Source organism: Sphingopyxis fribergensis (genome assembly GCF_000803645.1).
Taxonomy (GTDB): domain Bacteria; phylum Pseudomonadota; class Alphaproteobacteria; order Sphingomonadales; family Sphingomonadaceae; genus Sphingopyxis; species Sphingopyxis fribergensis.
The window spans coordinates 3278710-3301758 of record NZ_CP009122.1 but is presented as its reverse complement, the minus strand read 5'-3'; the positions used below and the strand labels follow the sequence as shown (position 1 = coordinate 3301758).

The following is a 23049-nucleotide window of genomic DNA, read 5'->3' as shown; positions in this document are numbered from 1 at the left end:
ATGAGGCTTCAACAGTTTTGAGGGGGCGCATGCGAAAAGCTGGAATGCAGTGGCTGATCGCTACGGGCCTTGTCGGCGGGCTTGCTGCCTGCGCCCCGATTGCGACGCAGACCGCTCCGCGGCCGGCGGTTGTGGTGCCCGATCGCTGGTCGGACGGTACGGACGCGCAGCCAGCCGGCGTCGTCAAATACTGGACCCGGCTCAACGATCCCTTGGTCGACAGCCATGTCGAGCGCGCGCTGGCGAACAACCGCGACATCGCACAGGCCGCCGCGCGCGTGGCGCAGGCGCGCGCCGGTGTGCGCGCCGCGCGCGCCAGCTTCCTGCCACAGATCGACGCCTCGGGCGGCGTCCGGCGCGATGTCGGCGACCTTGCCGACGACCGGTTGCAATTCTCGCTCGGCGCCGACGCGCAGTGGGAAATCGACCTGTTCGGCCGGATCGGCAACAATGTCGCGGCGTCGCGCGCCGATCTTGCGACGGCGGATTATGGCCTCGCCGATCTACAGCGACTGATCGTGGGACAGGTCGCGCAGGTGACGGTGTCGGCGCGCGCGCTGGCGGTGCAGCGCTCGATCGCGCGCGAAACGCTGACGATCCAGGACGAAAATCTGCAAATCGCGCGCTGGCGCCTGCAGGCCGGCCTCGTGTCCAGCCTCGACGTCGAGCAGGCGGCTGCGCAGCGTGCGCAGACCGCGGCGAGCATCCCCGCGCTCGAACGCGATTTCGCGCAGGCGGCAAATACCATCTCGACATTGATCGGCGAGCCGCCCGGTGCGGTGCGGGCGGCGCTCGCGGCCGATTTCCGCCCGATCCCCATCCCGCCCGAGACGGCGGGGCTCGACACGCCGGCGGCGATCCTACGTAACCGGCCCGACGTGCGTCAGGCCGAAGCGGCGCTGCTCGCCGACACCGCGCGCATCGGCGTCGCGCGCGCGCAGTTGCTGCCGCTGGTGCGGCTGACGGGCAATATCGGGACCTCGTCGTTCGGGATCGGCAATCTGTTCGACGTCGTCACCGGCGGTCTCTTCGCCGGGGTCAGCCAACTCATTTTCGACGGCGGACGCGCCCGTGCGCAGATCGCCGGGGCCGAGGCGGCGGCACAGGCGTCGCTCGCGGCGTGGGAGCAGGCGATCCTCGGCGCGCTCGAGGATGTCGAAAGCGCGGCGGTCGCGTTGACGGCGGCGCGCGAGCGGGTCCTGCTTTTCAGCACGGCGCTCGAGGCTGCGAATAATGCCGCCTTGCTAGCGCGTAGCCAATATCAGTCGGGACTGATCGATTTCCAGACGTTGCTCACGGCCGAGAACCAGCTGCTCGGCGCGCGCAACGCGCTCGCCGCCAGCGAGGCCGAAAAGGCCAACGCCTTTATCGTGCTGAACCAGGCGCTTGGCGGCGGGGCGATAGATATGAATTTGGGTCCGGACGGAGGAATGACAGAATGACCGATGCCGCGACCCATCCGCAGGAACTTGATGAATTCCTCGGTGCCAAGCCGCAACCGCGCTGGCGGCGCTGGATGAAATATTGGTTGCCGGCGTTGCTGGTGCTTGTGGTGCTCCTCGGCGTCGCGACCTGCTCGCGGGGCAGCGGCGAGCCCGAATATATCACCGAAAAGGTGGCCGAGCGCGCGCTGGTGCTCAGCGTGACGGCGACGGGCAATCTGCGCCCGACCAACCAGGTCGAGGTCGGGTCCGAAGTGTCGGGTAAGATCGACAATATCTATGTCGATGTGAACGACCGGGTGACCAAAGGGCAGGTGCTGGCGCAGATCAACACCGACGTGATCGAGGATCAGATCACGCAGGCGCAGGCCAACCTGAACGCCGCGCGCGCGCAGGTGGCGCAGGCGCAGGCGACGCTCGACGTCGACCGCGCGCAGCTCGCGCGGCTGGAAAATGTCTTCCGCATCTCGGGCGGCAAGGTGCCGTCGCGGGTCGAGTTCGATCAGGCGAAGGGCGCGGTCAAACGCGACGTCGCGGCAGTTGCCGCGGCGAATGCAAACGTCCGCGCGGTCGAGGCGCAGCTGTCGACTGCGGTCACCAACCGCAATCGCGCGGTGATCCGCTCACCCGTTTCGGGCGTCGTGCTCGCGCGGCAGGTCGAGCCGGGGCAGACCGTCGCGGCGAGCTTCAACACCCCGACCTTGTTCATCCTCGCCGAGGATCTCTCGGCGATGCAGCTTCGCGTCGAAATCGACGAAGCCGATGTCGGTCAGGTGCGCGAAGGGCAGGGGGCAAGCTTCACCGTCGACGCCTATCCGGGCCGCCGCTTTCCCGCGCGCGTCGAACGCGTCGATCAGGCGTCGAGCAACACCGCGTCGCAGGCGAGCCAGCAGACCGCCGCCGCTACCGCGGGCAGCAACGCCGTCGTCAGTTACGAAGCGCGGCTCGCGGTCGCCAATTCCGAGGGCGTGCTGCGACCGGGGATGACTGCCACCGCGACGATCGCCACCGGCAGCACAGGCAAGCAATTGCTCGTTCCCAACGGCGCACTGCGCTTCCAGCCCGACGCAAAGGAGAAGGGCGAGGCGAGCGTGCTCAATCCCGAAATCGGGCTCGAAAAGAATGAGCAGCGCGCGACGATCGGGGCGGGCAGCCGCCAGCGCGTCTGGGTGTTGCAGACCGACGGCAAGCTGAAGCCGATCGACGTCGTCACGGGCGAGAGCGACGGACGCCTGACCGCGGTGACGTCGAAGCAATTGCGTGCAGGCATGAAAGTCGTGACGGGCAAGGCGGCCGCGCCCCAGTGACCGCCAATCCGTCCTCGCCGCCGCTGATCGAGCTCGAAGGCATCACCAAGACCTTCGGCAAGGGCGAGGCGGCCTTTCAGGCGCTGAAGGGCGTCGACATGCGCGTCGAGCGCGGCGATTTCGTCGCGGTGATGGGGCCTTCGGGGTCGGGCAAGTCGACGACGATGAACGTCCTCGGCTGTCTCGACGTGCCGACGAGCGGCATCTTCCGCTTTCGCGGGGTCGAGGTGCAGGCGCTTGACCGCGACCAGCGCAGCCTGCTGCGCCGCCGATATCTCGGCTTTGTGTTTCAGGGCTTCAACCTGCTCGCGCGCACGTCGGCTGTCGAAAATGTCGAACTGCCCTTGCTTTATCGCGGCGAGAAAAAGGCGGTGCGCCATGCCGCCGCGATGCGCGCGCTCGATCAGGTCGGGCTCGCGCCATGGGCCGTTCATACTCCTGCCGAACTGTCGGGCGGCCAGCAACAGCGCGTCGCCATCGCGCGCGCGCTCGTCACCGAGCCCGCGGTGCTGCTCGCCGACGAGCCAACGGGCAATCTCGATACCGAACGCTCGATCGAGATCATGCAATTGCTCACGCGGCTGAACGGCGAAGGCATCACCATATTGATGGTCACGCACGAAGAGGAAATGGCGGCGTTCGCGCGCACCGTCGTGCGGTTCCGCGACGGCCTCGTCGAAAGTGTCGAGCATCGTGAACGCGCGATTGCCGGGGAGGCCGGCTGATGCTCGGCATGTTCGGTGCGACGCTGCTGCTCGCCTTCCGCGAAATCCGGCGGCACTTGCTGCGCTCCTTCCTGACGACGCTCGGGATCATCATCGGCGTTGCGGCGGTGATTACGATGGTGACGCTGGGCAATGGCGTTACCGCGTCGATCCAGAGCCAGATTTCCTCGCTGGGGTCGAATGTGTTGATCGTCTTTCCGGTCCGCGGCGATCGCGGCGCGCCGCGGCCGTTCAAGCAGGACGATATCGACGCCGTGCGCAGCCAGATCGCCGGGGTCGAGGATGTGTCGGGCAGCGTATCGTCGAGCGCTACCGCCTTCCACAATGGGCAGAGCTGGCAGACGAGCGTGCAGGGCGTCGAAAACGCCTTCCTCCGCGCCCGGTCGGTCGAGGTCGAGGAGGGCCGTCCCTTTTCGAACGAGGAAGAGAGCGCGGGCAAAAGCGTATGCCTGATCGGGCCGAAGGTGCGGCAGGCGATTTTCGTCGCGGGCGCGAGCCCGCTCGGCGCGAAAGTCCGCCTCGACAATGTGTCGTGTACCGTGGTCGGCCTGCTCAAGGAACGCGGCGAGGGCGGCGGGCCCGACCAAGATAGCGACAATGTCGTGATGATGCCGCTGAAAACCGTGCAGCGGCGCTTCACCGGAAACGACGACCTGCAATATTTCGTGATCAAATATGACGGCGCCTATGCGAGTACGACGATCCAGGCCTCGCTTGTCGCCCTACTGCGCGAACGGCGGTTGCTTCAGGGGACGGCCGCCAATGATTTCAACGTCGTCGATACTGCGCAGGTCAATCAGGCTCTGGGCGCGGCGACCGGGGCGCTGACCGCAATGGTCGCGGTGATCGCGGGGATCAGCCTGCTCGTCGGTGGGATCGGCATCATGAACATCATGCTCGTCTCGGTGACCGAACGGACGCGCGAGATCGGCATTCGCCTCGCCATCGGTGCGCTTGCGCGCGAGGTCCAGCTTCAGTTCCTGACGGAAGCCGTTGTCCTCTGCTGCTTCGGCGGGGTCGTCGGCATCGCGCTCGCCTTCCTGCTGTCGTGGGGCATGGCCGGGGTGATCGACGTGCCCTTCCTGTTCAATCCGCTGGTCAACGCGCTGAGCTTTCTCTTTTCGGCGTTGATGGGGATCACCTTTGGCTTTTATCCCGCGCGACGGGCGTCGAAGCTCGACCCGATCGACGCGCTGCGGCACGAATAGCGGCGGCAGCGCGGTGACCGCCGCCGCCGCCCGGTCTCCCGACGCGCTGATGACCAGGCCGGGACTGGGCGGGCAGGTTGCGCAGCATCATTCTAATGGCTTCAGACCGCCGTTGGCGCGGCATTGTCGCGGTCGGGGGCGAGTTGGCGGCTGTAGAGCCAGCCGATGCCGATCAGGCTGAACCCGAGCGCGACGAACGAGCCGATCCGTGCGAGCCCTTCGAGCCCCGAGGCGTCGAACAGGAAGACCTTGCCCGCCGCGCCGATCATCAGCACCAGCGACGCGATGCGCCAGTCGTGGCGCTTGGCCCTTATGCCCCAGAGCAGGAAACCAAGCGCGAGCGCGAGGATGAGGATCGAACGCAGGATATTTTCCGCGTCGGTGACACCCGGCTGCGCGAGCAGCGATCCGTGGAAGAGCTGGCGAAGCGTCGCCCATGCAAAGCCGAGCGCGAGCAGCATCGTCGCGATCTGGATCGCGCGATCGAACGATGCGGGCGCCTTGGCGAAAAACGCCGGCATCCGCATCAGCCCGAGCCACGGCAGCAGAAAGAGCGGGGCGAGGAGGTTGACGAACGGCCAGGCTCCCACCGCCTGCGCCGACCACAAGGGATTGTGCAGGATGAGGCCGTAGAAGAGGGCATGCGCAGCGCCCGCGACGACCAGCGGACGGGCAGCGCCATTCAGCCCGCGTCCCATCGCGAACCAGCCAGCGCCGATCAGCAGCGCTTCCCAGATCAGCCGCTGGAGGATGCCCGTTGCGGCGAAATCGTCACCAGCCACTGCCGCGAAGCCGAGGCGGTAGAGCGAATGGATGGCGACGCCGCCGACTATGGCGGCGAGGCTGATGGCCGCGATCCACAGCCAGCGAGGGAGCGCATCGCGGGTCAGCCACACCGGTATCGCGAATAGCAGAGCGGGGAGCAGCAGACGCAGCAGCAACGGCTCGATCGTGAGCAGCGCGACATCGAATTGCATCGGGACGCCGACGAGCGACAGCGATGCTTTTGTCGACCAGATGCCAATCGGGAGGGCGGCCCAGGCGAGGCTGAGCGCGGCAAGGCTGGCGGCCGCGCCATCGACGCGGTTGAAGGCGATGCGATGGGTAGCAAGAAGCGTCGCGGCTCCGCCTAGTGCCGGAACGAGCATCAATATGTTGGCGGGGAGGAACTGCGCGAACGCGCCGTAAGCGAACAGGGCCGCGGCAATCTGACCCAGCCGGCGGACGATCGCGCCTTCTGCGCGAAACGCGAACAGCAGCGCGGCGGCGGTCAGGCCGGCCCAGCGGAGGATCCCCATGCCGTCCGCGCCATCGGCGCCCTCGACCAGTCGCGGCAGTTCGACCAGAGCGCGCGGTGTCGCGACCAGCGCGATGAGCGCGGCGCCGACGAAACCCGCCGCGACACGTTCGATGCGCGGATCGAGCGCGGCCTTGCCGAAGAAGAGCAATGCGGTTGCAACCGCGGCGATGCCAAGCGGCGCCAGCCAGGCGGGAATGACGAGGATAATAGCGAGCGCGAGAAGGGTGCCCGTCGCCGCTGCCAGCCACGCGAAGCGGTTTTCGCCTGTCCGCCCTTCAACGCTCCAGCCGCGCACGATTCCGGCGGAGGCCAGCAGCGCGCCGCCCAGCGCTACCAGCGCGAGTGTCCCGTCGCTGACGCCCCAAAAATGCCATTTGGTGAGGGGCGCGCCCGCAAGCGCGATTACGCAAAGCTCGAGCGTCGGGCGCAGGCTTTTGGGGAGCGCCCACATCCGCAACAGCAGCGGGAGGGCATGGACAGCCAGCAACGACAGTCCGATCAGGCCGAACCAGAAAAGCGTCGGATCGGGCCACGCCACCAGCAGCGCGAGCGAAAGCAGCAGGCTGATGGCCGGAACGATCGCAAAATCGCGTTCGCGCCAGGCCAGCCATTGTCCCGCGGCGGCGATCAATATGAACAGGCCCCAATGAAGCGGCGCGAAGCCCCCATAGCCGACGAGCAGCGCCAGCTGGACCGCACCGACGACCGCAGAGGCGGTGCGTAGCAATGTCGAGCGTGGCCCGTCGAACGCCATCATCGGCAGCGCGATGGCGAGGAGAAGGACGAAGCCGCCGATCGAGAGCGACGCGACGACATCGAGCGCGGTACTCGCAAGGACCATCCACAGCCCCCATCCGATCCCGCCGATCAACGCCGCGAGCGCGAGCCACGGCCAGCGCCGCGCGCGCGCGACCCCGGTGAGCCCCGCGATCGTCAGCGCGAGATAGACCGCGAGCATCGGAATATTGGGCTCGACCGCCCCGACCATCGCCGGCGCCGCGAGCCCGCCCGCAAGGCCGAGCAGCGCGCTGGGCGGCCCGAAGCGGAGTGACAGGCCGAGCGCCGCGGCGGTGATCAGCGCGAGCGACAGAAAGGCGAGCAGCGGCCCGATCAGCTGATAGACGTTCGCGGCGACCATGATCGCGGCATAAAGCGTCGCGATGCCTGCGCCCGAGAGCGCCTGCGGGACGCGCACGTCGCGTAACTTTTCCTCGTTCCGCCAAGCATATTCGGCGCCGCCGATCAGGCCGAGCCCGAACAACAGCCCTGCGACGATCTGGACGCCCGGCGTGAAGACGCGCGCGAAGAAGCCGGCATCGATTGCATAGCGGACGATCAATACGCCGGCGATCGCGAGGGTGAGCCCGCCGGCCCAGATCGGCAGCGTCTTTCCGAACAGATTTTCAAAGCGCGACGCGAGGCTGAGCGGCGGTCCGGACGGGGCAGGTGCGGGCTCCGGCTTCGGGGAGGGCGCGGCGGCGGCTGCGGGCGAAGGCGGCGCTTCAATGGTGCCCGGCGTCGCCACGGGATCGGATGACAGCGCGGCGGGCGACGACGCATCGGCGGGGATAGCGGGCGTGCGCTGTGCGGGAGCGGCGATGTCGGGGACGGCCGTCGCCATCTCCGTAACGACGTCATCCCGGGTCGGGGGCGGCGCGGCCCCGCGCTGCAATGCCCCGATCCGTTTTGCCGCCTCCATCAGCGTAGCTTCGGCCCGCTTCAGCCGACCGCGCGTGTCCATCAACAGGACGAACAAGATGACGATGGCAAGAAATGCGAGGAAGTCGAACAAGTTGATCCCTTCAACCTGCCTCGTAGCAGGCGGCGCGTGCAATTTCGATCCGTTTGCTGCGGCCCCGAAATTTGGACGCGCGGGTGACGACCTTCGCCGTTTCCGCCGCTTCTCGACCTTAAAGCGGCAGCTCGGTCGTCGCCTTGATCTCCGACAGCGCCACCGTCGAGTTGATTTCCTGCACCCCCGGCAATTTGCTCAGCTGGTCGAAGAAGAAGCGTTCATAGGCGTCGATGTCCTTGGCGACGATCCGCAGCATGAAATCGGTCGTGCCCATCAGCACATAGGCATCGAGCACCTCGGGGAATCCCTGGATCGCCGCGCTGAATTCGTCGAGGTTGGCGCGGCCGTGGGCGTTGAGCTTTACCTGCGCAAACACATGCGCGTTGAGCCCGACCTTGCGCCGATCGATGATCGCGACGCGCTTCTTGATGAACCCCTCGCGCTCGAGGCGGTCGATGCGGCGCCAGCATGGCGACACCGACAGCCCGACGCGCTCGGCAATCTCGGCCGTCGTTTGATTCGCGTCACGCTGCAATTCGCGGAGAATTTTCATCTCGAAAGGGTCAAGATCGGTCATTTTGACCTTGTATGTCATTTTTGCGGATCATAACATGCAAAAATCTGCACGGCCGGTCGATAATCGATCAAGATTGCCCAGCACCGAAATGCGACAAAGGCGCTCCATCAAAGGGGAGTGTTTTCATGGTTGTCCGTCTTGCCCGTTTGGCCCCGCCGCTCGAATGCGTGCGGCTTTATGATCTCGAAGCGGGGCTCGACGGATTTATTGCGATCCATTCGACCGCATTGGGGCCGGGGGCGGGCGGCTGCCGCCTGTGGTCCTACCCCGATATGAAGCAGGCGCTGGGCGATGCCGTGCGGCTTGCCGAGGGCATGAGCTACAAGAATGCGCTTGCGGGCTTGCCGCTCGGCGGCGCGAAGGCGGTGTTGCGGAAACCTGAGGGCGAATTCGACCGGGTGGCGCTGTTCCGCGCTTTCGGCCGCGCGGTCGAAAATCTGGGCGGCCTGTATGTCACCGCCGAGGATGTCGGCACATCGGTCGAGGATATGCAGGAGGTTGCGTCGGTCTCGCGCCATGTCGCCGGGCTGCCCGCAGTGGCGGGACGCGCGGGAGGCGATCCGTCGCCCTGGACGGCCAAGGGCGTGTTCGAATCGATGCAGGTCGCGGCTGAATTTGCGCTGGCGCGCGATCTAGCGGGGCTGACGGTCGCGGTGCAGGGCACCGGCAATGTTGGCGCCGACCTTTGCCGCCGACTCGCCGAAGCCGGTGCGCGGCTGGTGATCGCTGACGTCAATCCGGCGCGCCGCGACCGACTGCGGGCAGTGCACGGCGCCGAGGTTGTCGATGTCTCCGAGATCGCGTCGGTCGATGCCGACATCTTCGCGCCTTGCGCGCTCGGCGGCGCGCTCGACCGCGAGACGGTCGGCAAGCTCAAGGCCAGGCTCGTCTGCGGCGCGGCGAACAACCAGCTTGCCACCCCCGATGTCGCGGCGCTGCTGATGGAGCGCGGGATCGCTTACGCCCCCGACTATGTCGTCAACGCGGGCGGGATCATCAATGTGTCGGCCGAATATCTGGGCGAGGACGAGGAGGATGTGAAGTTTCGCGTCGCCGAGATCGCGCCCCGCGTCGGCGCGCTGCTCGAGCGCGCCGCGCGCGAAGGCCGCTCGCCCGCGCTCGTCGCCGACGAGATGGCCGAAGAGGTGATCGCGGGTGCGCAGCGCGAGGCGGCGTGATGCATCGTTTCCGTGTCAACGCGATCGTCGATCCGCAATCGCTGCCGCGCGTCGCCAACCATTTCGCGCAGCGGTCGATCGTGCCCGCTGCGATGACAATGCGGGTCCTGCCGACGCATATGCATATCGAGATCGACGTCGCTGGGTTGGACGCGATGCAGGCGGAGGTCATCGCGGCCAAGCTGGGGGAGGTGGTTGCGGTCATGCGATCCGAACTTGAAAGCGTCGAAAGGGCGGTTTCGGCTTCCGATCGGGCGCGGCCAGCTCTGACCGCCGTGGGCTGACCTTCAACTTTTTCTTTCGCGGGGGTGAGGCAGGGGTGTCTTGCCTCGCCTCGCTGTGCGTGCAAGTGCCGCGCTGACAAATAGCGGGAGACGAAGGCGATGCAGTTCGACGTGGTGATTGTCGGTGCCGGGCATGGCGGGGCGCAGGTGGCGATCATGCTGCGGACGCAGAAATTCACCGGAAGCATCGCGATCATCGGCGACGAGCCCGAACTGCCTTACGAACGTCCACCGCTGTCGAAGGAATATTTCGCGGGCGAAAAGGAATTCGAACGCATCCAGCTGCGCCCTGCCAAATATTGGGACGAACGCGAGGTGACGATGCTGCTCGGCCAGCGCGTCGTGTCGGTCGATCCGGCGGCGCATCTTGTCACCACCGATAGCGGCGAGACGATCGGCTATGGGAAGCTTGTCTGGTCGACGGGCGGGACTCCGCGGATGCTCCCGATTCCCGGCGGCGACCTGCCGGGCGTGCAGGGGGTGCGCACGCGCGCCGATGCCGATGCGATGAAGGCTGCGTCCGACACCGCGAAACAGATCGTCGTGATCGGCGGCGGCTATATCGGGCTCGAGGCCGCAGCGGTGCTGCGCAAAGCGGGCAAGAAGGTCGTGCTGCTCGAAGCGCAAAACCGCGTGCTCGCGCGTGTTGCGGGCCACGAACTGTCGCGCTTCTTTGAACGGGAACATCGCGATCACGGCGTCGACTTGCGCCTCGGCGTCGGTGTCGACGCGATCGAAGGCGACGATCATGTCACCGGCGTGCGCCTGTCTGACGGCGAGGTCGTGCCCGCCGACCTGGTCATCGTCGGCATCGGCATCGTTCCCGCGGTCGAACCGCTGATCGCCGCGGGTGCTGCGGGCGGCAACGGGGTGCTGGTCGACTCGTTCTGCAAGACGAGCCTGCCCGACATTTATGCGATCGGCGACTGCGCGGCGCATGAAAATCATTTCGCTGAGGGCGTCGTGATCCGGCTGGAATCGGTGCAGAATGCCAATGATCAGGCCAATGTCGTCGCAAAGGGCATCGTCGGCGACGAAGCGCCCTATCATGCGATCCCCTGGTTCTGGTCGAACCAATATGACCTCAAGCTCCAGACCGCGGGGCTGTCCACCGGGCACGACCGCGCAGTGATGCGCGGCGATCCCAGGGCGCGCAGCTTCTCGGTCGTCTACCTCAAAGACGGCAAAGTGATCGCGATCGACTGCGTCAACGCGACCAAGGATTATGTCCAGGGCCGGATGATCGTCACGGCGGGACTGCGGGCGACGGCGGAGCAACTCGCCGACACCGAAACGCCGTTGAAGGCGCTGCTTCCGGCCTGACGCCTACTAGCTGATCGTCACGCCGACCTTTCGGGCGGCAGTGGTTCGGGCGCGGTCGCCGGCGGCGGTGTCGTCAAGGCCGACGGCGCGGCGCGGGCCCTGGCTGGAGCGGCGGCGGGTTTTCGGGCGGCGGTGGCGGCAGCGTCGAGCGCAGATACCAATTCTCTGCCGTTCCGGTCGTGGTGCCGCCGCGGAACAGGAAATATTCATAGGCGAACAGATTGTCGGCGAGCTTCATGTCCACCCGCCCGATGCGCCCATCGCTCATCCGGGCGGTGTCGCCATCGTCGATGCCTTCGCCTTGCTGGACCTGTCCGGTGACCGTCCCGGCGCTGATCTGGAACCGGTCGTCGCCATTGCCCTGATCGACGCCGCCGTTGATCCGGCCCGAATCGATCACGACGACGTCGTTTCCGCCGCCGAAGGTCACATTGCCGGCGATGACCCCGGTCCCGCCGGTCGGGAGGGTAAGCTGGTTGTTCCCACCTGTATCGGGCAGGCCGCCGAGCGAAGTCCCGCTGCTGCAAACATGGCTATCGTTACCGGCCGTGTGGGCGTGAAAACACATTGCGCGAGGGCGGGGAAGGCTTGCGCTAGTGCGACGCCCGCGACCGACGCCAGCAGAAGCGGCTTCAGAGTGGATTTGAGGGGCCTAGGATATCAATCCCTTTTTGCCCCCTGCCGGCCAGTCTATAAAGTGAATGTTGCCAAATTACTAAGCATCAAAAGTAATGGGCGGCTCGTCGCCCAATGCGCGCTTCAACGTCGCCTTGATGTTGCGCAACAGACGGCGCAGGGCAATGATGACGATGACGGCGGCAACCGCGAGCAGGATAGCGATGACGATCGCCAGCGGCGGATAGGCGATGGCGAGTGCGAGCAGGCCCCCCGTGGCGACATCTTCGCCGGTCGAGACCACTGCGTTGCTGAACGGTTCGGGGCTGACGTTGACGACCGCGCGCGTCGTCGCCTTGGCCCCGTGGCTGAGCAAGGCGCCGCCCCCACCGAGCAGAAAGGCGATGACCTGCCACGCCGGGTCGGACGTATCGACCAGCGCCAGCGCCAGCAGCGCGCCGCCCAGCGGGCGGATGATGCTGTGGATCGTGTCCCAGATCGAATCGACCCACGCGATCTTGTCGGCAAGGAACTCGGCGATCGTGCCGACGGCGGCGACTCCGAGCACCCAGGGATTGGCGAGCACCTGCAGGGCGGCGAGATGTTCGGGCAGCGGCAGCCAGCCGAAATGCATCGCGATGCCGGTCGCCAATATGGTGAGGTAGAGCCGCCAGCCGGCGAGCAGGCTGAGGCTGCCGGCGACGCCCAAAATCTCGACGATTCCCAATATCCTGTTCCCCGTGCCGGATCCCTTGTCGGGCGTCATCTTGCACCCGTCCGCGCGCGCTCGCAATGCCGGGATGACAAGGCGGCGCGCGCTGGTTATCGCTGGTTTCATGAGCGATACACAGCCCACCCCGCCCACAGAGACCTTGCCCGACGGCGCCATCCCCGCGGCGACACTGGTCATCATGCGGCCGTCGGACAGCGGCGGTCCCGACGAAATTCTGATGGTCAAGCGGTCGACCACCATGGCCTTCGCGGCGGGCGCGGTCGTGTTTCCCGGCGGCCGCGTCGACCCCGACGATTATCGCGTGGCGCGCCTCTATGGGCTGGGCGTCGACGAGGCCGACGGCGCGGCGCGGGTCGCGGCGCTGCGCGAGACGCTGGAAGAAACGGGGCTGGCGGTCGGCTGGCCGGGGCTGACGGAAAGCGATGTCGCCGATGTGCGGAAAGCGCTGCTCGGCGGAACGCTGCTCTCTGACATATTGGCCGCGCGCGGCGACCGAATCGCGTTGGAATCCTTCGTCCCTTTCGCGCGCTGGTGCCCCAATTTCAAAGAGGCGCGGACGTTCGACACGCGATTCTATGCCGTCGCGGCCCCGCCGCACAGCCATGAACTGACGGTGGAAGAGGCCGAGCACAGCCATATCTTCTGGGCGAGCGCGAAGGAAACGCTGGCGATGGCCGATCGCGGCGATGTGTCGGTGATCTTCCCGACCCGCCGCAATCTCGAGCGGCTGGCGCTATCGACAGATTTTTCCGGCTTTTCAGCACACTCCCGACAGTTTCCGGTGGAACTTATCACGCCCTGGATCGAGGAACGGGACGGAGGGACCCTTCTCTGCATTCCGGAGCATCTCGGATATCCCGTTACGAGCGAATCCTTTGAGCGCGTACGGCGCGGATAAATGGCGTGGTTCGCAACAACTTTTCCCATATTTATTATTTACTAAGATTTGCCGGGGTAGGGCAAAACGTCGTTGCAATTGCTGAATGCGGTGCCTAAGAAGGCCCTGCAGAAGCAGACCGGGGAGAAATCTCCGGTGTGATTCGACAAAAGTAATCCAGTGGACGGAGAATATGATGAACCTGCTTAAGAAAGCCGCGATCTCTCTCGCAGCTACCTCGATGATTGCGGCCCCGGTGGCTGCATCGGCTGCTCCCGCAGCCCGCGCTGCTTCGGCCGTTGACGGCCAGAGCGAACTCGAAGGCAGCACGAGCTGGATCATCGCTGTCCTCGCTCTCGCTGCTGTCGTCGGTGGCATCATCATCGCGTCGGACAACGATGACGATGCGCCGACCAGCCCGTAATATCGGCTGATCGATACTGATACCAAAGGGCTCTGAGCTTCGCTCGGGGCCCTTTGTGTATTGGGTTTCGGGGTGTATTGGGCTTCCGGGAGTGTGCCGCCGAAATTTTGTCGGTGCGGAACCGATCTCTCTCCGAATTAAAGCGTGATCTTCCGCCTGGCCCGTGACCGCCCCAGCGGAATCGCTTCGCGGGCACGATTCACGCCCGCCGCATCGATGGGTGCGAGCGTCAGCGCATAGCCTTTCCCCGGCATTTCCTCCGTGACGCCTGCATCGGCCAGGACGGCACCCCAAGGGTCGATCGCGATGCTGTGGCCAAAGGTCTGCCGTCCGTCTTCGTGCGACCCGCCCTGCGCCGCTGCCACGACATGACAGCCGGTTTCGATCGCGCGCGCACGCATCAGCACATGCCAATGCGCCTCGCCGGTCGACACGGTGAAGGCGGCGGGGATCGCGATCAAGGTCGCGCCGCGATCGACGAGGGCGCGGTAAAGTTCGGGAAAGCGCAGGTCGTAGCAGACGCTGAGCCCCAGCTTTCCCAGCGGCGTGTCGACGACTACCACCGCATCGCCCCCGGCATAGGCCGCCGATTCCTGCCAATTTTCCCCCGACGGCAGGGTAACGTCGAACATGTGGATCTTGTCATAGCGCGCGCTGATGCTGCCGTCGGCGGCGATGACATGGCTGCGGTTCACGCGCCGTTCGCCGTCGTCGGACAGCAAAGGCATCGATCCCGAATGCAGCCATATCCCGTGCTTTTGCGCCTTCGCCTGCAGTGCGGCGGGCCAGGGGCTGTCGGCTTCGCAGGTCATGTGTGCGCCCGATCGCGCGCGGTCGCGGTCGAGGAGCAACGACATTTCGGGGAAAAAGGCCATCACGGCACCGCGCGCGGCGGCTTCGCCCATCGCGCGGTCGATCGTCGCCAGATTGGCGGCGGGGTCGATGCCGCTCGTCATCTGGACGAGCGCGGCGAGGGGAGCGGCGTGCGAAAAATTATCCATCATATCTGGCTAAGCCCGTGGCGTCCGCAGGACAAGTCGCGTGACAGTTCAGTGGCCAGCAAGGTTCGAAGGCGATAAGATGGGCCAATGTCCAATATTTTTGCGCGCCAGCCGCTTCAGTTCGCCCGTTCTTTCCTTTTCGCCGGCACCGCCGCGCTCCTGCTGACGCCGCTCGCCGCGAACGCGCAGGGCGGCGCCCCGACCGCTACCGCGCAAACCCAGGCGAAAAACAGCGACTGGCTTTATGTCGGCAGCGACATTCCGCGCGATACCGCGTGGCAGTTCGGCGTGCTGCCCAATGGCGTGCGTTACGCGGTGCGCAACAATGGCGTCCCCCCGGGGCAGGTGTCGATCCGCGTCCGCATGGATGTCGGATCGATGTTCGAAACCGAGCAGGAGCGAGGCTACGCCCATTTGCTCGAGCATCTGACCTTCCGCGGGTCGGAACATATTCCCGACGGCGAAGCCAAGCGTATCTGGCAGCGGTTCGGCGTCACCTTCGGCAGCGATTCGAACGCGCAGACGACCCCGACCCAGACTGTCTACCAACTCGATCTGCCGAGCGTTACGCCCGCCAACCTCGATGAAAGCATGAAATTGCTGTCGGGCATGGTCCGCGAACCGCGCATTTCCGAACTCGCGGTGGCCGCCGAGCGCGGCGTCGTGATGTCGGAACTCCGCGAATCGGACGGCCCGCAAAAACGCATCGCCGACGCGACCAATGCGCATCTGTTCGCCGGCCAGTTGCTCGGCGACCGCTCGCCGATCGGCACGACCGCATCGCTGGGCAAGGCGAGCGCGACCTCGGTCACCGCCTTTCACAATCGCTGGTATCGCCCCGACCGCGCGGTCGTCGTCATCGTCGGCGATGCCGATCCGGCGGTCCTCGCTGGGTTGGTCGCGAAATATTATGGCGACTGGAAAGCCGACGGCCCCAATCCTGCCGATCCCGATTTCGGCAAGCCCGATCCGAAAAAACCCGCCGCGCGCGAAATCGTCGAGGCGAACCAGCCGCTCGCGCTGACGCTGGCGATGGTGCGGCCGTGGAAAAAGCGGATCGACACGGTCGAGAACACCCGCCGGCTCTACCTCGAATTCATCGCGCAGGCGCTGGTCAACCGGCGGCTGGAAAACCGCGCGCGCAGCGGCGGCAGCTATCTGGTCGCGACGGTCGAGCAGCAATATGTCAGCCGCAGCGTCGATGTGACAATGGCGTCGATCGTCCCCTTGAGCGACTGGAAGGCCGCGCTCGCCGACGTGCGCGGCGTCATCGCCGACGCGGTGAAAAACCCGCCGTCGCAGGCCGATATCGACCGCGAAGCCAATGAGATTCAGGCGTTCCTCGTCAAGGAACTCGAAAATGCGCGCAATGAGCCCGGCGCGAGGCTCGCCGACGACATGGTGCGCGCGGTCGACATCGGCGAAACGGTGACGAGCCCCCAGGGCCAGGTCGATATGTTCAAGGCGATTCGCGCCTCTGCCACGCCGAAAGTGATGCTCGATATCAGCAAGGCGATCTTCGCCGCGCCCGTAACCCGCGTCGTGCTGACGACGCCGACCGCGGCGGGCGGCGACGCCGCCGTCCTCGCCGCGCTGAAGGCCCCGGTCACCGCGCGCGACGACCGACTGGCGACGCTTAAGGCCGATTTCAAACAGCTTCCCGCGATCGGCCAGCCGGGGACTATCACCGCGACCAGCAGCCTCCTCGGCCTCCGTGCCGAGCGGATCGAGTTCGCCAATGGCGTGACCGCGCTGGTATCGAATAACAAGGTCGAGCCGGGCAAGGTGCGCGTCAATGTACGTTTCGGCACCGGCAACCGCAGCGTCGCCGCCGATGCACCGAACCTGCTCTGGACGGGTGATTATGCGCTCGTCGCGAGCGGGATCGGCCCATGGGGTCAGAATGAGATCGACCAACTGACCAATGGCCGCCAGATCCAGATGAACTTTGCTATCGACGATGATGCGTTCGAGCTGTCGGCCGAGAGCAATCCCGCCGATTTGACTGACCAGATGCGCTTGATCGCCGGAAAACTTGCGCAACCGCGCTGGGACCCGTCGCCGGTCGAGCGGCTGCGCATCGGATTTCTCACAGGATATGATCTTAACGACGCGACGCCGAACGCGGTGCTCGACCGCAATCTGCGCGGCTGGCTGACCAACAATGACGCGCGCTGGGCTGCGCCCGACAAGGCGCAGATTTCGGCGCTGACCCCCGCCGCCTTCCGCGCCTTCTGGGAACCGCGGCTCGCCAGCGGGCCGATCGAGGTGCAGGTTTTCGGCGATCTCGAATCGGTCGACTATAAGAAGATCCTGGCCGAAACGTTCGGCGCGCTGCCGCCGCGTCAGACTCTCGCGCCGCCTGCGGGCCAGCGCGTCGATTTTGCCAAGCATGTCACCGTGCCCGAAATCGCCTATCATCGCGGCGAGCAAGGGCAGGCGGCGGCGATGACCGCCTGGCCGACCAGCGGCGGCCTGGCCAATCCGCGCGACGCGCGCGGGCTCGAGGTGCTCGCGGCGATCTTCAACGACCGGTTGTTCGACCGCCTGCGCGCCGAGCAGGGGGCGAGCTATGGCCCGGTCGTCGACAGCCACTGGCCGACGGGCTTCGACACCGGCGGCTATCTGCTCGTCGGCAGCCTGCTTGCGCCGAAGGATCTCGACCGCTTTTACGGCATCGCCCGCGATATTGCGGCCGACCTCGTCGCCAAGCCGATCACCGCCGACGAACTGGCGCGCAACGCCGGGCCGATCCGCGAACAGGTCGCGCGCGCCTCGACGGGCAATGTCTATTGGATGTTCCTGCTCGAAGGCGCGACGCGCGACCCGCGCGTCACCGCGTCGGCGCTGTCGATCCAGGACGATATCGCGGCGGTCACCGCCGCCGACGTCCAGCGGCTCGCGCGGCAATATCTGACGCCCGATCGCCAATGGTCGCTGGCGATCCTGCCCAAGGGCATGACGTTGGCCGATGCGTCGGCATTGGGGGCTGCCCCCGCGCCGGCCCCTGTGCCGGCGGCGGCGGCGGGTGGGCGCTAAGCGCGGTTCCACCTGCGCCGCGCGATCGGTTCGCCGTCATCGTCGACGCTTGGCGGGGCGATCATGATCGGGGTCTTGCGGCCACATCGGGTGTCCGCCGAACGCTAGCTATCGCCGCCGGGTGTCCGCACGATCGTTCGCAATTTCCGTATGCGCGGTTCGCGTTCGAGCTGACCCTTGGTCATGATGTCATGGCGCATCTTGGCGCGGACGTCGTGGATCGACGCGATCACCGGCCCCATCGCGACGCCCAGGTCGATCAGTACCGCTTCGGCGAGTTGCAGCGAACTTTCGAGCGTTTCGGGCACCGCATCGCTTGCTCCGGCGCGATAGAGGGCGGCGGCATGATCGGCATCGCGCGCGCGGCTGATGATCGGCAGATCGGGATATTTCTGGCGCATCTGCTTGGTCATGCGCAGCTGCTGCACCGGGTCGTCCATCGTCAGCACGATCGCGTCGGCGTTTTCGATGCCCAGCTTGTCAAGGCTGCCCAGACGCGCGACGTCGGCAAAGCGGACCGAAAAGCCATCGCGCCGAGCGAGCGCGACCGTGTCGATGTCGGCGTCGACGGCAATATAGGGGCGGCCGTGGTCGCGCAGCAGTTCGGCAACCGTGTGTCCGACGCGACCGAAGCCAACGATCACGGTTCGCGCGGCGGCCTCTTCGTCCTGGGGCGTGTCGTCGCTCCGCATCTCGATCCGTCGGGCGATATCGTGACCGACGCGCGCGAGCAGTGGGGTGATGGTCAGGCCGATCGCGGTGACGAGCTGCCAGAAACTGGCGGTCTCGGGGTCGATAAGCCGCGCGCCGAGGGCGGCGGTGAGCACGATCAGCGTCGTTTCCGACGGGCTCGACATCAGCAGGCCGACTTCGGCGGCGGTGCCGCGCCGCGCGCCCGAGAAGCGCAGCAGCGCCGCAGTGACGATCGCCTTGATCGCGACGACCCCGACGACCGCAGCGATCAGTTGCGGCCATTGTTCGGCGATCGTCTTGAGGTTCAAGCCCATGCCGACGCTGATCAGGAACACGCCGAGCGCGAGGCCCTTGAACGGCGCGGTGATCGCCTCGACCTCCCCATGATATTCGGTTTCGGCTATCATCAGTCCGGCTAGCAGTGCCCCGACGATCGGCGACAGGCCGACCGCCGCAGTTGCCATCGCAGCGACGATGACGACGAGCAGGCTGGCAGCGAGGAACAATTCGGGGTCCTTGGCGCGCGCCGCCTGCGCAAAGATGCGCGGAAGCAGGAACCACCCCGCGACCGCCAGGATCGCGACGACCAGCGCGCCCTGCCACAGCGTCGTCAGCAGCAGTTCGGCATTGTCGCCCGCGACATTGGGCGCGAAGGCCCCGAGGATGAAGATGATCGGGACGATCGCGAGATCCTCGAACAACAACATCGAAAAGGAGGCGCGGCCGACCGCCGATTTCGTGCCGGCTATTGGCAGCACGAGCGCGGTCGAGGACAGCGCGAGCGCAATGCCCAGGCCGAAGGCCGCAGGCGTCGACAGGCCGCCGAGCAACCACAGGCCGCCGCCGAGGATCGCGCCGCTGAGCAGCAGTTCTGCGGCGCCGACGCCGAACACCAGCTTTCTTAGTTGCCACAGGCGGCGGAAGGACAGTTCGAGCCCGATCGAAAAAAGCAGCAGGATGATGCCGAATTCGGCAAAGAGCGCGATGTCTTCGGTCGAGGCGATTGTGACATGCTTGAGCCACGGGTAATCGCCGGCGAGCGCGCCGAGCCCCGACGGCCCGACGAGCAGCCCGACGAGGATGAAGCCGATGACGGGAGTGATGCGAAAGCGCGCGAAGGCCGGGATCACGATGCCCGCGGCACCAAGGACCACGAGCGCGTTGCCGATGGCGGAGGTTTCTGTTTCGGATACCATTAGGGCCGACCTTATGCAGGCCGGCCCCGATTGGCTAGACGTCTATCTCAAGTAAATCGCTTGATCAGGCGCCCATCTTCTTTTCGAGATTTTCGACGATGGCCTCGAAGAAGCCTTCGGTGGTCAGCCAATTCTGGTCGGGGCCGATCAGCAGCGCGAGATCCTTGGTCATCTTGCCGCTTTCGACCGTCGCGACGCAGACTTTTTCAAGGTCGTCGGCGAATTTGATCAGCGCCGCATTGTCGTCGAGCTTGCCGCGGTGCTTGAGGCCGCCGGTCCAGGCGAAGATCGACGCGATCGGGTTGGTCGAGGTCGCCTTGCCCTGCTGGTGCATGCGGTAGTGGCGCGTGACGGTGCCGTGCGCGGCTTCGGATTCGACCGTCTGCCCGTCGGGGGTCATCAGCACGCTGGTCATCAGGCCGAGCGAGCCGAAGCCCTGCGCAACGGTGTCCGACTGGACGTCGCCGTCGTAATTTTTGCAGGCCCAGACGAACTTGCCGCTCCACTTGAGCGCCGAGGCGACCATGTCGTCGATCAGGCGATGTTCGTAAACGATGCCGATTTCGTCGAACTGCGCCTTGAATTCGGCCTGGAATACTTCCTCGAACAGATCCTTGAAGCGGCCGTCATAGGCCTTGAGGATCGTGTTCTTGGTCGACAGATAGACGGGCCACTGGCGCGCGAGGCCATAGTTGAGGCTGGCACGCGCAAAGTCGCGGATCGAATCGTCGAGGTTGTACATGCCCATTGCGACGCCTGACGACGGGAACTGGAACACTTCCTCGTCGATCAGCGTGCCGTCCTCGCCTTCGAACACCAGACGCAGCTTGCCGGGGCCGGGGACGCGGAAGTCGGTTGCCTTATACTGGTCGCCAAATGCGTGGCGGCCGACGACGATCGGGTCGGTCCAGCCGGGGACGAGGCGGGGGACGTTGCGCATCACGATCGGTTCGCGGAAGACGACGCCGCCCAGGATGTTGCGGATCGTGCCGTTCGGCGATTTCCACATCTTTTTCAGGCCGAATTCCTCGACGCGCGCTTCGTCGGGGGTGATCGTCGCGCACTTCACGCCGACGCCGTGCTTCTTGATCGCGTTCGCGGCTTCGACGGTGATCTTGTCGTCGGTGCGGTCGCGTTCCTCGATGCCGAGGTCGTAATAATGAAGGTCGATGTCGAGATAGGGAAGGATCAGCCGTTCGCGGATCCACTGCCAGATGATCCGGGTCATTTCGTCGCCGTCGAGTTCGACGACCGGGTTGGCTACCTTGATCTTGCCCATGCGTTCAGCCTTTTTCCTTGGGGAGTCGGAGTTGCAGCGGGCCTTAGGCAAAGCAGGGCGATTGATCAACCGCCCCGTCGTTTCCCGAGCTATGCCGCGATGGCAACGATCGCTTTGCCTTATTCGTTGTCAGTGCAGATGCTGCACCCTAGAAGAACGGCCATGTCCAATATCATATCCTCCAACCGCCCCGGTGGCGGCATCAAATGGCACTGGCCCTCGATCCATCCGGAAGGGCGCAAATTCCTTTTGATCGCCGGTATCGTGACCCTTTGTTTCTGGCTGCTTGGCTGGGAAATCATCGGCTGGCTGATGCTGGGCGTAACATTGTGGGTCGGTGCATTCTTTCGCGACCCGGTGCGCGTGACCCCGGTTGGAAGCGATGTCATCATCGCGCCGGCCGACGGGCTCGTCACCCAGATCGCCGAAGTTCCGCCGCCGCCCGAAATCGCCGGACCCGACGGCCTGGGCGCCGCGCCGATGCTCCGCGTGTCGATTTTCATGAGCGTGTTCGACGTCCATATCAACCGCACCCCCGTGGCCGGCACGCTGCGCAAGCTCGTCTATATTCCGGGCAAGTTCGTGAACGCCGATCTCGACAAGGCGAGCGAGGAGAATGAACGCCAGCATTTCGTCGTCGAGCGCGCCGACGGCGTGCGCATCGGCTTTACCCAGATCGCCGGCCTTGTCGCGCGGCGCATCATGCCGTTCGTGACGATGGGCAACGAACTCACCACCGGTCAGCGCGTCGGCCTGATCCGTTTCGGCAGCCGCGTCGATGTCTATTTGCCCTCGGGCACGACACCGCAGGTTCTCCTCGGCCAGCGCACGCTCGCCGGAGAGACCGTCGTCGCGCGGATCGGCAAGGCCGAAACGATCGACGGCATCGGACAATGAGATGACCGAGGACGAGCTGGTCATCCCCGACGCCGCGGGGCGCCGCATTGCCGGGGTCAGCCTGCGCGCCTTTGCGCCCAATGCGATTACCATCCTCGCACTCTGTTCGGGGCTGACCGGCGTCCGCTTCGCGATCGGTGGCGAATGGGCGGCGGCGGTCACGATGATCATCGTTGCCGGGGTGCTCGACGGCATGGACGGGCGCATCGCGCGGTTGCTGCGTGCGCAGAGCAAATTCGGTGCCGAGCTCGATTCGCTGTCTGACGTGATCGCCTTCGGCGTTGCGCCGGCGATGATTCTGTTCCTCTGGTCGCTCGCCGACGCGCCCAAATTCGGCTGGACCGCGGCGTTGGCGCTCGCGGTGTGCTGCGCGCTGCGGCTCGCGCGCTTCAATTCGCGCATGGATGCGGACTTTCAGCCGCACAAGTCTGCCGGTTTCAACACCGGAATTCCCGCACCTGCGGGCGCGGGCCTGTCGTTCGTCCCCGTCTATCTTTGGCTGACGACGGGCAGCGACCTGTTTCGTGAATGGTATGTCGTGATGCCGTGGGCGCTCGGCATCGCCATGCTGATGATCTCGGCGATCCCCACCTACAGTTGGTCGTCGATCCGCCTGCGCCGTTCGTGGCGCCTGTTCGCCTTGGCGGGCGTCGGCCTTCTTGGCGCCGCACTCGTCACCGCACCCTGGCTTACCCTGCTCGCGGTGTGTGCGCTCTATGCGGGGACATTGCCTTTCGGGCTGGCGAGTTACGCGAAGGTCAAGCGGCGCGGCTGAGCGCCGGCTGCATGCGGACTGCGGCGGGGATTGGACGAGGGGCGTCGCGGCGAGCCGGCGAGCGGCGCAGCGTCACTTTGTGAGGCAGCGGACCCGACTGCGGTGCGGTTTCCACCGGGAAGGCGCCTTCGCCCAGCAGCGCCGAGAGAATCGCATTCTCGTTATTCTGGAGCATGGCCAGGATCACCGTGACGCCGATGCCGGCGGCGAGTGTGAAGAGGAGAGCGGCTGCGACCTGAACCATGTCTTGTCCTTTCGGCTTTCGTGTGCGAAACCTTTTGTTAACCAGCGACGGTTTCGTTGGGCTTTTCGTTCCATGTTCCCGTTTTGTTCTCAACACATTTGCGACGAACGGAGTCGCTTTGTCGCCGAGTTGAGTCG

At 65.7% G+C, this 23049-nt stretch carries 20 protein-coding genes; 12 read left to right on the top strand and 8 right to left on the bottom strand.

Annotated features, from left to right (window positions below):
* The first annotated feature begins 29 nt into the window (after window positions 1–29).
* Genes SKP52_RS15255 through SKP52_RS15240 form a run of 4 tightly spaced genes read left to right on the top strand, consistent with a single transcriptional unit; the run spans window position 30 to window position 4682 of the window.
* Entirely contained in the window at window positions 30–1442 is a 1413-nt protein-coding gene (locus tag SKP52_RS15255; RefSeq protein ID WP_052208365.1) for an efflux transporter outer membrane subunit, read from the top strand.
* Window positions 1439–2749, top strand: coding sequence for an efflux RND transporter periplasmic adaptor subunit (locus tag SKP52_RS15250; protein ID WP_039576099.1), 1311 nt, complete (start codon window positions 1439–1441; stop codon window positions 2747–2749). Before SKP52_RS15255 ends, SKP52_RS15250 begins: the two co-directional genes overlap by 4 nt.
* Complete coding sequence (locus tag SKP52_RS15245) at window positions 2746–3474, top strand: ABC transporter ATP-binding protein (protein ID WP_081997397.1); 729 nt, start codon at window positions 2746–2748, stop codon at window positions 3472–3474. Before SKP52_RS15250 ends, SKP52_RS15245 begins: the two co-directional genes overlap by 4 nt.
* An 8-nt stretch (window positions 3475–3482) precedes the next feature.
* Complete coding sequence (locus tag SKP52_RS15240) at window positions 3483–4682, top strand: ABC transporter permease (protein WP_039581235.1); 1200 nt, start codon at window positions 3483–3485, stop codon at window positions 4680–4682.
* 101 nt (window positions 4683–4783) lie between these two features.
* Here SKP52_RS15240 and SKP52_RS15235 read toward each other — a convergent pair whose 3' ends face one another.
* Complete coding sequence (locus SKP52_RS15235; RefSeq protein ID WP_039576095.1) at window positions 4784–7774, bottom strand: DUF2339 domain-containing protein; 2991 nt, start codon at window positions 7772–7774, stop codon at window positions 4784–4786.
* Between the two features lie 118 nt (window positions 7775–7892).
* The gene (locus SKP52_RS15230; RefSeq protein ID WP_039581232.1) at window positions 7893–8354 is read right to left on the bottom strand and encodes an Lrp/AsnC family transcriptional regulator; all 462 of its coding nucleotides are present in this window, start codon (window positions 8352–8354) and stop codon (window positions 7893–7895) included.
* Between the two features lie 125 nt (window positions 8355–8479).
* Here SKP52_RS15230 and SKP52_RS15225 point away from each other — a divergent pair, with 125 nt between their 5' ends.
* From SKP52_RS15225 to SKP52_RS15215, 3 genes are all read left to right on the top strand, one after another.
* Entirely contained in the window at window positions 8480–9532 is a 1053-nt protein-coding gene (locus SKP52_RS15225; RefSeq protein ID WP_039576093.1) for a Leu/Phe/Val dehydrogenase, read from the top strand.
* The gene (locus SKP52_RS15220; RefSeq protein ID WP_039576092.1) at window positions 9532–9816 is read left to right on the top strand and encodes a hypothetical protein; all 285 of its coding nucleotides are present in this window, start codon (window positions 9532–9534) and stop codon (window positions 9814–9816) included. The genes SKP52_RS15225 and SKP52_RS15220 overlap by 1 nt, the downstream gene beginning before the upstream one ends.
* Window positions 9817–9915: 99 nt before the next feature.
* The gene (locus SKP52_RS15215) at window positions 9916–11139 is read left to right on the top strand and encodes an NAD(P)/FAD-dependent oxidoreductase (protein WP_039576090.1); all 1224 of its coding nucleotides are present in this window, start codon (window positions 9916–9918) and stop codon (window positions 11137–11139) included.
* Window positions 11140–11212: 73 nt separating this feature from the next.
* Here SKP52_RS15215 and SKP52_RS15210 read toward each other — a convergent pair whose 3' ends face one another.
* Together SKP52_RS15210 and SKP52_RS15205 are read right to left on the bottom strand one after the other, a co-directional pair.
* Window positions 11213–11707 (bottom strand): hypothetical protein, encoded by a 495-nt coding sequence (locus SKP52_RS15210; RefSeq protein WP_039576088.1) that lies wholly within the window; start codon window positions 11705–11707, stop codon window positions 11213–11215.
* 147 nt (window positions 11708–11854) lie between these two features.
* Window positions 11855–12481 carry a DUF4126 domain-containing protein gene (locus SKP52_RS15205; protein WP_039581229.1) on the bottom strand — a complete coding sequence of 209 codons (627 nt, stop codon included), beginning with the start codon at window positions 12479–12481 and terminating at the stop codon, window positions 11855–11857.
* Window positions 12482–12590: 109 nt separating this feature from the next.
* Here SKP52_RS15205 and SKP52_RS15200 point away from each other — a divergent pair, with 109 nt between their 5' ends.
* Both SKP52_RS15200 and SKP52_RS15195 read left to right on the top strand, forming a co-directional pair.
* Window positions 12591–13385, top strand: coding sequence for an NUDIX hydrolase (locus SKP52_RS15200; RefSeq protein WP_052208987.1), 795 nt, complete (start codon window positions 12591–12593; stop codon window positions 13383–13385).
* Window positions 13386–13557: 172 nt separating this feature from the next.
* A complete protein-coding gene (locus SKP52_RS15195; protein ID WP_228383665.1) occupies window positions 13558–13788 on the top strand; it encodes a hypothetical protein in 231 nt (76 codons plus the stop codon).
* Window positions 13789–13925: 137 nt separating this feature from the next.
* Here SKP52_RS15195 and SKP52_RS15190 read toward each other — a convergent pair whose 3' ends face one another.
* Complete coding sequence (locus SKP52_RS15190; RefSeq protein WP_228383664.1) at window positions 13926–14792, bottom strand: carbon-nitrogen hydrolase family protein; 867 nt, start codon at window positions 14790–14792, stop codon at window positions 13926–13928.
* An 84-nt stretch (window positions 14793–14876) separates the two neighbouring features.
* Here SKP52_RS15190 and SKP52_RS15185 point away from each other — a divergent pair, with 84 nt between their 5' ends.
* On the top strand, window positions 14877–17828 hold the full coding sequence (locus SKP52_RS15185) for a M16 family metallopeptidase (RefSeq protein WP_039576083.1): 2952 nt from the start codon (window positions 14877–14879) through the stop codon (window positions 17826–17828).
* Between the two features lie 104 nt (window positions 17829–17932).
* On the opposite strand, the gene SKP52_RS15180 is transcribed toward SKP52_RS15185, so the two are convergent.
* Together SKP52_RS15180 and SKP52_RS15175 are read right to left on the bottom strand one after the other, a co-directional pair.
* Window positions 17933–19717: a cation:proton antiporter domain-containing protein gene (locus tag SKP52_RS15180; RefSeq protein WP_039576081.1), complete on the bottom strand. Its 1785-nt coding sequence runs from the start codon at window positions 19715–19717 to the stop codon at window positions 17933–17935.
* 64 nt (window positions 19718–19781) lie between these two features.
* The gene (locus SKP52_RS15175) at window positions 19782–20996 is read right to left on the bottom strand and encodes an NADP-dependent isocitrate dehydrogenase (protein WP_039576079.1); all 1215 of its coding nucleotides are present in this window, start codon (window positions 20994–20996) and stop codon (window positions 19782–19784) included.
* A gap of 162 nt (window positions 20997–21158) precedes the next feature.
* Between SKP52_RS15175 and SKP52_RS15170 the strand changes: the two genes are divergently transcribed.
* Window positions 21159–21893 (top strand): phosphatidylserine decarboxylase, encoded by a 735-nt coding sequence (locus SKP52_RS15170; protein WP_039576077.1) that lies wholly within the window; start codon window positions 21159–21161, stop codon window positions 21891–21893.
* 1 nt (window position 21894) lies between these two features.
* Window positions 21895–22668, top strand: a complete 774-nt coding sequence (locus SKP52_RS15165) for a CDP-alcohol phosphatidyltransferase family protein (protein WP_052208363.1) — start codon at window positions 21895–21897, stop codon at window positions 22666–22668.
* On the opposite strand, the gene SKP52_RS15160 is transcribed toward SKP52_RS15165, so the two are convergent.
* A complete protein-coding gene (locus SKP52_RS15160; protein WP_039576075.1) occupies window positions 22652–22912 on the bottom strand; it encodes a hypothetical protein in 261 nt (86 codons plus the stop codon). The two genes, SKP52_RS15165 and SKP52_RS15160, sit on opposite strands and share 17 nt — an antisense overlap.
* Window positions 22913–23049 lie beyond the last annotated feature (137 nt).